Source organism: Streptococcus suis, assembly GCF_002964045.1.
In the GTDB taxonomy this organism is placed as follows: domain Bacteria; phylum Bacillota; class Bacilli; order Lactobacillales; family Streptococcaceae; genus Streptococcus; species Streptococcus suis_U.
In genome coordinates, this window is sequence record NZ_POPB01000335.1 from 26,040 (window position 1) to 39,724 (window position 13,685).

Here is a 13,685-nt window from a genome sequence, read left to right on the forward strand (position 1 = left end):
AACTCTGAGTAGTGGAGCTGGGCTTGTGCTCAGCCTCTACATGATGTTATTTCACACGCTCTAGATAAAAACTAGTCAAACGTGGAACTGTAATTCTAGCTCCGTTTTCATCTGGATAAAGACTAAAGGTTTCCATTGGAATGGCATTTGATGAGAAGACGAGTTTGTACTCGCTATCCGCTGGTAAATCCAGGTGGACGTCGAACAATTCCTGATCATTAAAATTATGGATGGTCAAGATTTCCTGGTCATCACTCATACGTGAAAAGGCATAGAGGCTAGCTTCACTATCAATTCTCACCCACTTAAATCCCTTGTCGTAGGCCTGGTAATCATACTTCCAAAATGCATCGTTCTCACGATAGAATGTAGACAGAGTCTTCATCATTTGGTAGAAACTAGAGTGGGTTGGATAGGCAAGCAACTCCCAATCCATTTCAGTGTATTCATGCCATTCACGGATGTGGCCCCATTCATTGCCCATAAAGAGTAATTTTTTACCTGGATGAGCAAAATAGAAGCTGTAGTAGACACGCGCCAAATGGAACTTATCTTCGTAATCTCCATTCATTTTTTCAATGATGGAATGCTTTCCATGGACAACTTCGTCATGAGATAAGGGCAAGAGGAATTGCTCATTTTGGTTGTAATACATACCAAAGGTAATTTCATTTGAATGGTATTTACGATAGACAGACGGACGTTCGACAAACTTGAGTGTATCGTTCATCCAACCCAAATCCCATTTCATATCGAAACCAATACCACCTTCTTCTAGGGGATGGGTTACTTTAGGGAAACTTGACGAATCTTCCGCAATCATCAAGACACCCTTATAGTCGGTATGAACCATGGCATTGACACGTTTGATAAAATCAATGGCTCCGTGGTTGATTTTGTCATCTTCTGTTTCACCACGCCAGTAGAGAAGGTAAGATAAGGCATCCACTCGAATACCGTCGAAATGGAAGTATTCCAACCAATACTTAAGATTTGATAGAAGGAAGGAACGTGTCAAGCCTTTGCCAAGGTCAAAGTTGGCTGTTCCCCACTGGTGATTTTCACGGTCCTGTTCATGAGGGTATTCATACAACCAACTACCATCAAATTGATAGAGACCATGTGCATCCTTACAGAAATGAAGTGGAACCCAGTCTAGAATAACCCCGATTCCTGCCTGGTGACATTGGTCAACTAGGTATTTGAGATCATCAGGCTTGCCGTAGCGGCTGGTAGGGCTGTAATAACCGGTTACCTGATAGCCCCAAGAAGCATCCAGGGGATGTTCGGTGATGGGTAAGAGCTCAATATGGGTGTAATTATTTTCTTTGACATGCTCAATGAGAAGCGGTGTAATTTCCTTGTAACTATTGAAGGCCTCAAGTGGCGCACCGCCTTCGTTTTTATTAGCAAATTTTTGCTTCCAAGAACCAAGGTGGACTTCGTAGATAGAAACAGGTTGCTCCTTAAAGTCATAGTTGACACGATGATACATCCAGACATCGTCTTTAAACTTGTAGTGAGGATTGTAGGTTGTCGACGCAGTATTAGGACGCACTTGACTGAAAAAGGCATAGGGATCAGCCTTGTAAATTTCACGTCCATCATGGGTGATAATGAGGTACTTGTAATCTTCAAGTGATTTTAAACCTTCTACATAGAGTTGAAAAACACCATCAATTTCCCATTGCATTGGATGGCTACGTTGCCAGTTGTTAAAGTTTCCAACTAGGAAAACCTCACGGGCATTTGGAGCGTAGACACGGAATTGAGTGCCAAGGATCTTATTGCGCTCCTTTATCAAGTGAGCTCCCATTTTCTCGTAGAGCGTGGTGTGCTCACCGGAATTCATGTAGTATAAATCTAAATCAGTAAATTCTGTCATAGCAATCTCCTTGTTGAAAAGGAGCGGACCTTGGTCGCACTCCCCCTCAGTTTGTTGTCAAATCTTACCTAGCCACTAATTTCACGGTAGAGCCAGATGTACTTTTCAGCAGAAGCAGTCCAGCTGAAATCGCGTTCCATAGCTTGTGAAACCATTGCTTTCCAATCATCTGGACGATCATAGAAGGTTTGAAGAGCCAAATCATAAACTTGACGCATATTGTAGGCATCACGACCACCGAATGTAAATCCAGTTCCTTCTTTCGTATCTATATGATACGGTGTCACTGTATCAACCAATCCACCTGTTTCACGAACCAATGGAAGAGTTCCATAGTGCATTGAAATCAACTGGCTGATACCACATGGCTCAAACATAGATGGCATGAGGAAGAGGTCGCTAGCTGCATAAATCTGGTGAGCAAGCGGTTCATTATAGCCACGGTAGAAGGCGAATTTTTCAGGATAAGCATGTTTGAAATGGTTAAAGGCGTTTTCAACATCTGCTTCACCATTGCCCAAGATGACAAATTGAACGTGGGCTTGAAGTAGATGGCTGAGAACCTCTGTCAAGAGATAGAATCCTTTTTGCCAAGTCAAACGAGATACGATACCAATCATCAACACATGTTCATCTTGAGGAAGTCCAAACTGAGCTTGCAAGGCCAATTTATTGGCTTTTTTGTCTGCAATTGTTTCAAGACTATAATTCTTTACAAGATATGTATCTGTCTGACTATCCCAGCTATCGTAATCAATCCCATTGACAATACCACACAAATCATGCTTACGAAGTTCCAGCACGTGTTGCATATTTTCACCGAATTCTTCAGTCAAAATTTCACGCGCATAAGTATTTGAAACGGTTGTTACCTTGTCAGCGTACAAGATCCCTAATTTCATAAAGGAAATGCATTCATCATGGAAACGAGCAATTCCATCTAAGTAGTAGCTGTAGTCCATTCCTAGAGCTGACCAGAGGGCTTGCTTATGGAAAATCCCTTGGAAAGCTAGGTTGTGAATGGTGAAAACATGTTTGATAGCACGGAATTCCTCACGGTAGCTATAAAAAGTACGGCAAAGGAATGGGATAGCAGCAGTGTGCCAGTCGTGCGTGTGAATGACATCTGGGAAGAAGTCCAAGGCTTCTAAGAGACGACAGGTAGCGTGTTGGAAATAGCCAAAACGCATAGCATCATCGTCATAGCCATACAATTCGTCGCGCTCAAAGAAGTCACGGTGTTCGATGAAGTAGAAAGTTACTCCGTCAATCACTTGACTGTAGACATTGGCCATGGATTGTATATCGCCTGCACGAACATCAAAACTAGACACATAGTCAAAATCAGCATGGTTATTGATAGCAATTTTCTTATACAGTGGTAGCACCACACGGACATCCAACCCCTGTTTTACCAATTCTTTGGGTAAGGAACCGATCACATCGGCCAAACCGCCAGTCTTGATGAATGGAAGTCCTTCAGATGCTACAAAGAGAACAGATTTTTTTGTCATGATTTCTCCTAGATGATTTGATGTGCTTTGATATAGGCTGGATTTGATTCACTACCTTTGATATCAGTAGAATGAATAATCTTAGTCGATTTATCAATGATGGCATTTTCAACAGTCGTACCATTTTTAATTGTTACACCATTGAGAATGATTGAGTTTTTTACAACGACACCTTCTTCAATGATCACATCACGGTCGATAACTGAGTTTTCTACTTGACCATTGATATTGGCACCGTTGGCAATCAAACTGCGTTTGACTTCAGCTAGTGGACCATAAAGTGAAGGAGATGAGTCGCTGGTTTGCGTATGGATTGGCCAGTCGTTTTTGAAGAGCAGTTTACGTGTATCACGGTCAATCAAATCAATCTGGGTTTTAAAGTAAGATTCAACATTATTGATACAAGCGACAAAGTCACGATGTGCATAGCCCATGATTTTGTATTGGTCTACTGTATCACGAAGAATATCTTTCAACCAGTAAAGTGATGAAACTTTATTGGCACGTTTGATCAACTCGATAAAGGTTGTACGTTTCATGATGTAGGCTTCTAATGAAACAGGGCGGTTTTTATATTTACCATGGTTTTCTTCAAAGGCCACTACACGCTTGTTATCATCGAATTTTAAGGTTTGGCAACCGATGAAGTTTTCTTTAGCGTCAGTGATGTTCTTGTAGAGAACTGTAATGTCAGCACCCGTTTTCTCATGTTCTTCCATTACATTTGTAAAATCTTGGCTGTAGATAAAGTAGGAAGGTGCAATCAAGACATATTCTTTGGTTGAATTTTCAATGAAATGAAGATTATCCGAGAAAGCGTTGATATCATGTTGGTAGACAGAGTTAGGGTCTGTCACACTATTGAGCAGGCGAAGAGAACCGCGTTTACTGTTGATATTGTAGTGTTTACCCGTACCGACGTGTTGGATAGTAGAACGCATGTGAACAGGCATATAGACTTGGAACTCTGTAATACCAGAGTTTGACATATTAGAAAGGACAAAATCAATCAGGCGATAACGTCCCAAAAAACTAAAGGCCTGTACTCCACGATGGTCCATCACATCACCAAAATGTACATTGTTTCCTTCAATATTTACAATTCCTAGAGTATTTCTTAACATAGCAGTCCTTTCTTATTTGGTTACATTCTTATCAATTAAGAGGATGTTGTCGGCTTCACCTGAAAGTTTGATTCCATCCGCAATCTTAACGTTCTCAGCAACGATGACATAATCCAATTCAACTCCTTCACCAATAATAGCTCCCGGTAGAAGAACTGAATTTCTTACAACAGCATCTTGGTTTACTTGCACATCTGTAGAAATAACAGAGTGTTCAATCGTTCCGTCAATGACTGCCCCCTTATCAATATAGGCTGATTTTACTGTTGCAGTTGCACCAATTACTTGAGCTGGTGAGCCCTTGTCTTCGGAATAGATTCTCCAAGAACGGTCGGACAAGTCTAAGTCACCTGCATGGTCAATCAAGTCCATATTAGACTCCCAAAGGCTATTGACTGTACCTACGTCTTTCCAATAGCCACGGAATGGATGTGCAATCAAAGTACGGCCATCTTCAAGGTATTTTGGAATGATATCATGTCCAAAATCGTGTGAAGAAGTATCTAATTTGTCATCTTCCTGGAGATATTTTTTCAAGGTCTTCCATGTGAAGATATAGATACCCATTGAGGCCAAGTTACTCTTTGGATTTTCTGGTTTTTCTTCGAATTCTTCAATGCGATAATCTTCATCCGTATTCATAATACCAAAGCGAGAGGCTTCTTTGATTGGTACTTCGATTACGGCAATTGTCGCATCTGCTTTTTTCTGAATATGAGTATCAAGGAGTTTGTCGTAATTCATCTTGTAGATATGATCTCCTGAAAGAATGAGGACGTATTCAGGGTCATGAAGATCGATGAAGTCAATATTTTGAGTGATTGCATCAGCGGTGCCCTTGTAAAGACCAAAACCTTCAATCTTCTCGCTTGGTGGCAGGACAAAGATACCAGAACCTTGTACGTCCAAGCCCCAACGTTGAGATTGTGCAACATAAGAGTTTAATAATACAGGTTCATACTGGGTCAATACACCGACAATATCGATACCAGAGTTGGCACAGTTACTGAGGGGAAAATCAATAATACGGTATTTTCCTCCAAATGCGACTGCTGGTTTAGCGACTTTCTTTGTCAAACCTTCAAGACGAGTACCACGTCCACCAGCAAGAATCATAGCTAACATTTTATTTTGAGCCATCTAACCACTCCTTAATATATATGATATGTGTATTATAGCATAAACTATAAAAAAATGAAAGCGTTTCCTAGAAGAAAAGTGAAATATTCCAAATTTCTTTTCAAAAGCTTTCATAAATATATTATAACATATTGTTTTGTGTATGTCTATATAAGAATAGATTTATTTTTTACCGAATTTTACTTCTTCAAGCAAGTAATTGATAAATTTTTCACCCATGTCCGATAGCATGGCTTTTTCATGTTGAATGTAGACCAATTCAATCTCATCATCAAATTCAAGTGGAATAGATACGATATTATCTCCATTAAGATTTGAATTTAAGATACCAGTCGCAATTGTATAACCATCTAGACCAATTAAGAGATTAAAGAGGGTGGCTCGGTCGGAAACAACGATCGATTTTTTATGGTGTTCCTGAGCCAAAATCTCTTCGGCAAAGTAGAAGGAGTTGTGGATACCTTGCTCATAGCTGAGATAGGGGAAATCCACTAAATCATCAAGAGTGATTGATTTCTTCTGTGCTAAAGGATTGGTCTTGCTGACAAATACATGTGGCTTAGCTGTAAATAGATGGGTGTAGGATAATCGGTTATCGTCCAAGAGTTTTAACAAAACATCTCGGTTGAAATGGTTGAGGAAGAGGACACCGATTTCTGAACGGAAGTTCTTAACGTCATCAATAATTTCCCATGTCCGCGTTTCCCGTAGAAATAGTTCATAATCCTCCAAGTCTGTCTCTTTCAAGAGTGAGACAAAGGCGTTGACAACAAAGGCATAGTGCTGGGACGATACACTGAACAGCTGTCGCTTGGCATTCGGGTTTTTATAGCGATCTTCCAACAGTTCAGTTTGTTCTACGATTTGACGGGCGTATGAAAGAAATTCCATACCATCTTTTGTCAATGTAATCCCTTTGGAATTGCGTAGAAAAATCTTGATATCCATCTCTTTTTCCAAGTCACGAACGGCATTGGAAAGACTGGGTTGGGTGATAAAAAGTTGCTTGGCAGCCTCATTCATACTGCCAGTTTCTGCGATTTTGATAATATAGTACAATTGTTGAATTCTCATACTTCTATTGTAACATGATTTGACAAATTATTTTATAAAATGTATAATTCTAACAATTTATCCTTTAATTGAGTCCAGAGAGGCGAAAAAGGGAACGTGATAAATAGGGCAGATACTGCCTTCTTTTCGTGTAACCTTGCTAGCCAGCAAGGTTTTTTCTCTTATATCGACTTTCTTGCTTTCTGTGTTTCATAGAATAGGAGAGAGAATGATTTTAAAAGAACAGATGTTAGTGGTTGACCAAGTCCAGCTTGCTCCAGGTATTTTTGCCATGACCTTGCAGGGTGAGATGGTTCAGGATATGAAAATGGGTCAGTTTATCCATATTCGTGTTCCTGATGATTCTATGCTCCTGCGAAGACCGATTTCCATTTCGGAGATTGATAAAGCTAAATCGCACTGTCGGATTATTTACCGATTGGAAGGACAGGGGACGGAAGTCTTTTCGAAAATGCCAAATGGTCACTATTTGGATGTCATGGGACCACTTGGGAAAGGGTTTGAAATAGACTTTCTCAAGGAAGGAGACCGCATTCTCATCATTGGTGGAGGTATCGGAGTTCCTCCTTTAGTAGAGGTTGCAAAACAGGCTGCGAAACGTGGCGCCAAAGTCACGTCAGTCATTGGCTTTGCTAATAAAGAGGCTGTCATTTTGGAAGAAGAATTGGCAAATTTTGGCCAAGTACATGTCACAACGGACGATGGTTCCTATGGGCAGAAAGGCACGGTTGCACGTGTGGTGGGAGAGCTAACAGATGACTTTGCGGCTATCTACTCATGTGGGGCTCCAGCTATGATGAACTATGTTGACCAACGCTTTCAGGACCATCCTCATGCCTACATCTCCCTGGAAGCCCGCATGGCCTGTGGCATGGGAGCATGCTACGCCTGTGTGGTCAAACCTAAAGAGGGCCAGGAGCATGAAAACAAGCGTGTATGTAAAGAAGGACCGGTCTTTGCGACAGGCAGCTTGATTTTGTAGGAGGTTGGTATGACAAAACGATTAGCGATTTCTCTGCCTGGTTTGGACTTGTAAAATCCGATTATTCCGGCCTCAGGTTGCTTTGGGTTTGGTCAGGAATATGCAGACTACTATGACCTTAACCAGCTTGGTTCCATTATGATTAAGGCGACTACTCGGCATCCCCGTTATGGCAATGCGACTCCCCGTGTGGCCGAAACGCCAGCAGGTATGCTCAATGCCATTGGACTTCAAAATCCAGGTGTTGACGCCGTCTTATCCGAAAAAATACCCTGGCTAGCGCAACATTTTCCTGACTTGCCAATCATTGCCAATGTAGCAGGCTTTTCCAACGAAGAATATGCCTATGTGTCTAGAAAGATTTCAAAGGCTCCAAACGTGAAAGCCATCGAGCTGAATATTTCCTGTCCCAATGTGGACCATGGCAATAATGGTCTCTTGATTGGACAAGTGCCAGAATTGGCTTACCAAGCAGTAAAAGCAGCGGTAGAAGCTTCATCTGTACCTGTTTATGTTAAGCTGACACCAAGTGTGGCAGACATCACCCTATTGGCCAAGGCTGTAGAGGATGCAGGAGCGACTGGCTTGACTATGATAAACACCTTGGTTGGTATGCGCTTTAACCTCAAAACACGCCAGCCAATCTTAGCAAATGGCACAGGCGGTATGTCGGGTCCAGCTGTCTTTCCAGTTGCACTCAAGCTGATTCGTCAGGTTGCGCAGACGACTAATCTGCCAATTATCGGTATGGGAGGTGTGGATTCGGCTGACAAGGCTCTTGAAATGATGATTGCAGGGGCCTCAGCGATTGGTGTTGGCACCGCCAACTTCACAGACCCCTTTGCCTGTCCAAACATTATACAAGACTTACCAAAACGCATGGATGTCTATGGTATTGACACCTTGGAAAACCTACGACAAGAAGTGCGAAAGAACTTGGGTAAGCGTTGACAAAAATAAAATAAAAGAGTATTATTGAAGTAACATCGTCCTTTAACCAAGTCCAGAGAGGCTGGAAAGGTAGCATAAACTAGCTTGACAATTTACTGGTCAGGCTGATTTCGTCTACCTCCCTGTCCAATCTGGCAGGGTTTTTGTGTCGATTTGGAAAGGAAGCTATGAAAGAGAATCGTCCAATTATTGCCTTAGATTTTGCAGGAAGAGAAGAAGTTGAAGCTTTCCTAAACGAGTTTCCAGCTCAGGAAAAGCTCTATGTGAAAGTGGGAATGGAACTCTACTATGCGGAAGGTCCAAGCATTATTTCTTATCTGAAAGATTGCGGACACAGCATTTTCCTAGATTTAAAATTGCACGACATTCCAAATACCGTTGAGTCTGCTATGAGGGTCTTGGCCAAGCTGGGTGTGGATATGACCAACGTCCATGCAGCAGGCGGAGTGGAAATGATGCAGGCTGCTCGCAGAGGGTTGGGTTCGGACGCTGTCTTGATTGCTGTTACGCAGTTGACGTCAACTTCCGAAGAACAAATGCGCAGTGACCAAAATATCCAGACTAGCTTGCAGGATGCGGTTGTCTACTATGCTCAAAAAGCTGCCCAAGCAGGTCTGGATGGCGTCGTCTGCTCTGCCCATGAAGTTTCGCTCATTAAGGCTGCGACCAGTTCTGACTTTGTTTGTCTGACACCTGGAATTCGTCCAGTAGCCAGCGAGGTAGGCGATCAAAAACGAGTGATGACACCAGCTGAGGCGGCACGTATCGGTAGTGACTATATCGTGGTCGGTCGTCCCATTACAAGAGCAGAAAATCCTTATCAGACCTATCTGGCTATTAAAGAGGAGTGGAATTGTGAATAAGGTTTATCAGGTTCTAATTGATAGACCCATCGGGTTTATTGACAAATTTGGCAACCAGTACCCCATCAATTACGGCTATGTTCCAAATCTATTGGCTGGAGATGATGAAGAACAGGATGTCTACATCATTTCCAAAGATGTTCAGGAGCCCTTGACATCTTTCAAGGGAAAATTGGTCGCGATTATCCATCGAAGAGACGATGTCGAGGATAAATGGGTACTGACAGGTCTTGATGAAAGCCTTACCGTGACAGAAATAAAAGAGAAAACCAATTTCATTGAACAGTATTTTGATTCATGGATTGAACTGGTGGACTCGGGAGTTTGAACATTAAAACAACACTTTAGGAATAGCATAGCTATCCGGCGGGATGGTCTTGCTCATCGGTACGCCTTTAAACATATTAGGAGGTCTATTATGACATTAGCAACAGAAATCGCATCACACTTGTTGGATATTAAGGCAGTTCATCTGCGTCCAGAAAAGCCATTTACATGGGCATCAGGTATCAAATCACCTATTTATACGGATAACAGAATTACCTTGTCATATCCAGAAACTAGGAACCTGATTGAAGACGGCTTTGTTCAGCGTATCGAAGAAGAGTTTCCAGAAGTCGAAGTGATTGCAGGTACTGCGACAGCAGGTATTCCGCACGGGGCTATTATTGCTGACCGTATGAATCTTCCCTTTGCCTATATTCGTAGCAAACCCAAAGAACATGGTGTTGGCAATCAGTTGGAAGGGCGCATTGTCAAGGGACAAAAGATGGTGATCATTGAGGACTTGATTTCTACAGGTGGCTCAGTCCTGGATGCCGTTGCAGCTGCTGAGCGTGAAGGCGCAGATGTGATCGGTGTGGTGGCCATTTTCACCTATGAATTACCAAAAGCAGAGCGTAATTTTGATAATTCTGGCGTGAAATTGGTAACCCTCAGTAATTATTCAGAACTCATCAAGGTGGCAAAAGTTCAGGGTTATATCAATGCTGACGGCTTGACTTTGCTGAAAAAATTCCGTCAAAACCAAGAAACCTGGCAGGAAGATTAGTATTCGAAATAGGCTTGCGCACGATTTCTGGGAACTTGTCCTGCAAAATGGTATAATGTACACTAAGTATGTTTTGCATACAAAAATTGACCGTATGAGGAGAAATAGATGATTTCAGTTATCGTGCCTTGTTATAATGAAGAAGAGGCGATTCCCTATTTTTACGAGGCGATGGAAAAGGTCCGTAAAGAAATGGGAGACCGTTTTGAGTATATTTTTGTCAATGATGGATCCAAGGATGGAACCTTAAAAGTCCTGCGTCAGTTGGCTGGTCAAGACCAAGCTGTTCGCTATCTGTCATTTTCAAGAAATTTTGGCAAAGAAGCAGCCCTTTATGCTGGCTTGCAGGCCGCTACAGGCGACTTAGTGACCGTCATGGATGTCGACTTACAGGACCCACCTGAAATGCTGATAGAAATGAAGGCAATGCTGGATGCCAATGCAGATTTAGACTGTGTTGGAACCCGTCGTGTCAGCCGTGATGGTGAGCCACCAATCCGAAGTTTTTTTGCAAAATTATTCTACAAATTGATGAATAAAATCAGTCAAGTCGAGGTGGTAGACGGTGCCCGAGATTTCCGTCTCATGCGTCGTCACATGGTGGATGCTATTTTGTCTGTTTCTGAGTACAATCGCTTTTCAAAGGGGATTTTTGCCTGGGTAGGTTTTGAAACGGAATACCTGCCTTACAAAAATGTGGAGCGAGTGGCTGGTGAAACCAGTTGGTCATTCTGGAAGTTGCTTTCTTATTCTATTGAAGGGATTATCAATTTTTCAGATACACCACTCAATATTGCCTCTTATACAGGATTTTTCACCTTCTTACTTTCTTTAGTACTAATGGTGTTCGTTGTATTTAAAACCTTGGTATTTGGCGATCCGACAATTGGCTGGCCATCAACTATCTGTATCATCCTGTTTTTGGGTGGTTTGCAATTGATGACCATTGGTATTCTTGGTAAATATTTGGCAAAAGTCTTCTTGGAAACCAAGAAACGCCCTGTTTATATTGTCAAAGAAAAAAGTTCAAACTAGGAGTTGTGTATGGAACATTCAGCCTGGCATGAATTGATTAAGGCTCAGTTGCCAGAACATTATTTTGGTAAGATCAATCAATTTTTGGACCATGTTTATGCAAGTGGACCAGTTTATCCGCCTCGGGAGAAGGTATTTGCTGCCATACAGACAACGGCATTAGAAAATGTCAAGGTGGTTATTTTAGGGCAGGATCCCTATCACGGACCTGGTCAGGCACAGGGCTTGTCCTTCTCTGTACCCAATTCGGTGCCAGCTCCGCCATCGCTTCAGAATATTCTAAAGGAATTATCGGATGATATTGGGACCAAACAGGACCACGATTTGACATCCTGGGCAGAGCAAGGAGTTCTCCTGCTCAACGCTTGCTTGACGGTACCAGCCGGACAGGCCAATGGTCATGCGGGGCAAATCTGGGAGCCGTTTACGGATGCTATCATCAAGGTGGTCAATGACTTGGGGCAGCCTGTGGTCTTTATTCTTTGGGGTGCTTACGCTCGGAAGAAAAAAGCCTTGATTTCCAATACAAACCACCTGGTTATCGAATCTGCTCACCCAAGCCCGCTTTCAGCCTACCGAGGATTTTTCGGTAGTAAACCTTTCTCACAAGCAAATGCTTATTTGACTTCAAAAGGTAGCACGGAAATTGATTGGCTCTGTTAGCTGAAGTGTCTGATAAAGGAGAATATGAATGTTATTAGTAAAAAATGGTCGTGTTCTTGATCCGCAATCTGGACTAGATAGTTTCTGCGATGTCTTGATTGAGGGGAAAAAAATCGTCAAGATTGCTGACTCTATTACGGAAGATGTGGAGCAGGTCATTGATGCGACTGGCTTGGTGGTTGCCCCAGGCTTGGTCGATGTTCATGTGCATTTCCGTGAACCCGGTCAGACTCACAAGGAAGATATTCATACTGGAGCTCTTGCCGCAGCAGCTGGTGGTTTTACTTCTGTGGTTATGATGGCCAATACCAATCCGACCATTTCTACTGTCGAAACTCTGAATGAAGTCTTGGAATCTGCCAAAAAAGAAGCCATTCACATTTACAGTGTGGCAACTATTACCAATCAATTCGATGGGCAAAACCTGACCGATTTCCCAGCCTTGCAAGCAGCTGGAGCAGTCGCCTTTTCAGACGACGGTATCCCTTTGACAAATGCTGGCGTGGTTAGAAAGGCCATGAAATTGGCCAAGGAGCACGACTGTCTCATCAGTCTGCATGAAGAAGACCCTGATTTGAATGGTATTTTGGGTCTCAACGAGCAGGTGGCTGAAAAACATTTTCATGTCTGTGGTGCGACTGGCGTGGCAGAATACAGCATGGTGGCTCGTGATGTCATGATTGCCTATGAAACGGGTGCGCGTGTTCATATTCAGCATTTATCCAAAGCTGAATCTGTAAAGGTCGTTGAATTTGCTCAAAGTCTGGGAGCAAATGTCTCAGCAGAAGTAGCACCTCAACATTTTTCAAGGACAGAGGACTTACTGCTAACAAAAGGTGCCAATGCCAAGATGAATCCGCCGTTACGCTTGGAACGTGATCGCTTGGCTGTGATTGACGGATTAAAATCAGGCGTAATCTCCGTCATTGCAACAGACCATGCCCCTCACCATGCCGATGAGAAAAACGTTGAGGATGTAACTCAAGCACCGTCAGGAATGACAGGTCTTGAGACCTCACTTTCACTCGGTCTGACTCACTTGGTAGAAGAGGGGCATCTGACACTCGTTCAATTATTGGAGAAAATGACGATTAATCCAGCCAAGCTCTATGGTCTTGATGCAGGCTATCTTACTGAAAATGGCCCAGCTGATCTTGTTATTTTTGATCCAAATGCAGATCGATTGATTACAGCCGATTTTGCATCAAAATCCGCAAATTCTCCATTTATCGGTGATAGCTTGAAAGGCAAGGTTTGTTATACCATTTCTGATGGACAGGTTATTTTTAAGGCTCTTTGTCAACTGTAGTGGGTAGACGAAAAGCTAACATCTAGAGAGGACGAAATTCGTTCTCTCATTTTTGATGTTTAAAGCAATATATATCTTGGTTTTAAAGTTCGTA

General features: G+C 42.4%; 13 protein-coding genes. 8 read left to right on the forward strand and 5 right to left on the reverse strand.

The genetic code is table 11. The annotated features are described in order from the left end of the window. Positions 1–46 precede the first annotated feature (46 nt). The 5 genes from glgB to C1E99_RS06970 form a co-directional block, all read right to left on the reverse strand. Positions 47–1,885 carry a 1,4-alpha-glucan branching protein GlgB gene (glgB, locus tag C1E99_RS06950; protein ID WP_105207070.1) on the reverse strand — a complete coding sequence of 613 codons (1,839 nt, stop codon included), beginning with the start codon at positions 1,883–1,885 and terminating at the stop codon, positions 47–49. A 68-nt stretch (positions 1,886–1,953) separates the two neighbouring features. Continuing rightward, positions 1,954–3,399, reverse strand: coding sequence for a glycogen synthase GlgA (gene glgA / locus C1E99_RS06955; RefSeq protein WP_105108215.1), 1,446 nt, complete (start codon positions 3,397–3,399; stop codon positions 1,954–1,956). A gap of 8 nt (positions 3,400–3,407) precedes the next feature. Further along, a complete protein-coding gene (glgD, locus tag C1E99_RS06960) occupies positions 3,408–4,523 on the reverse strand; it encodes a glucose-1-phosphate adenylyltransferase subunit GlgD (protein ID WP_105207071.1) in 1,116 nt (371 codons plus the stop codon). Between the two features lie 12 nt (positions 4,524–4,535). Then, positions 4,536–5,663 carry a glucose-1-phosphate adenylyltransferase gene (locus tag C1E99_RS06965; RefSeq protein WP_105108213.1) on the reverse strand — a complete coding sequence of 376 codons (1,128 nt, stop codon included), beginning with the start codon at positions 5,661–5,663 and terminating at the stop codon, positions 4,536–4,538. A 162-nt stretch (positions 5,664–5,825) separates the two neighbouring features. After that, positions 5,826–6,737 carry a LysR family transcriptional regulator gene (locus tag C1E99_RS06970; protein WP_105108212.1) on the reverse strand — a complete coding sequence of 304 codons (912 nt, stop codon included), beginning with the start codon at positions 6,735–6,737 and terminating at the stop codon, positions 5,826–5,828. Between the two features lie 208 nt (positions 6,738–6,945). Between C1E99_RS06970 and C1E99_RS06975 the strand changes: the two genes are divergently transcribed. The 8 genes from C1E99_RS06975 (at position 6,946) to C1E99_RS07010 (ending at position 13,591) form a co-directional block, all read left to right on the forward strand. Beyond that, positions 6,946–7,719 carry a dihydroorotate dehydrogenase electron transfer subunit gene (locus tag C1E99_RS06975; protein WP_238146216.1) on the forward strand — a complete coding sequence of 258 codons (774 nt, stop codon included), beginning with the start codon at positions 6,946–6,948 and terminating at the stop codon, positions 7,717–7,719. A gap of 60 nt (positions 7,720–7,779) precedes the next feature. Continuing rightward, positions 7,780–8,670 (forward strand): dihydroorotate dehydrogenase, encoded by an 891-nt coding sequence (locus C1E99_RS06980; protein WP_238146217.1) that lies wholly within the window; start codon positions 7,780–7,782, stop codon positions 8,668–8,670. Positions 8,671–8,837: 167 nt separating this feature from the next. Then, a complete protein-coding gene (gene pyrF, locus C1E99_RS06985) occupies positions 8,838–9,533 on the forward strand; it encodes an orotidine-5'-phosphate decarboxylase (RefSeq protein WP_105207073.1) in 696 nt (231 codons plus the stop codon). Then, positions 9,526–9,861: an inorganic diphosphatase gene (locus C1E99_RS06990; RefSeq protein ID WP_105207074.1), complete on the forward strand. Its 336-nt coding sequence runs from the start codon at positions 9,526–9,528 to the stop codon at positions 9,859–9,861. The genes pyrF and C1E99_RS06990 overlap by 8 nt, the downstream gene beginning before the upstream one ends. Before the next feature lie 90 nt (positions 9,862–9,951). Next, the gene (gene pyrE, locus C1E99_RS06995; RefSeq protein WP_105207075.1) at positions 9,952–10,584 is read left to right on the forward strand and encodes an orotate phosphoribosyltransferase; all 633 of its coding nucleotides are present in this window, start codon (positions 9,952–9,954) and stop codon (positions 10,582–10,584) included. A 108-nt stretch (positions 10,585–10,692) separates the two neighbouring features. After that, on the forward strand, positions 10,693–11,619 hold the full coding sequence (locus tag C1E99_RS07000; RefSeq protein WP_105108206.1) for a glycosyltransferase family 2 protein: 927 nt from the start codon (positions 10,693–10,695) through the stop codon (positions 11,617–11,619). 9 nt (positions 11,620–11,628) lie between these two features. Continuing rightward, on the forward strand, positions 11,629–12,282 hold the full coding sequence (locus tag C1E99_RS07005; RefSeq protein WP_105207076.1) for a uracil-DNA glycosylase: 654 nt from the start codon (positions 11,629–11,631) through the stop codon (positions 12,280–12,282). A gap of 28 nt (positions 12,283–12,310) precedes the next feature. Then, positions 12,311–13,591, forward strand: coding sequence for a dihydroorotase (locus C1E99_RS07010; RefSeq protein WP_105207077.1), 1,281 nt, complete (start codon positions 12,311–12,313; stop codon positions 13,589–13,591). Positions 13,592–13,685: the final 94 nt, after the last annotated feature.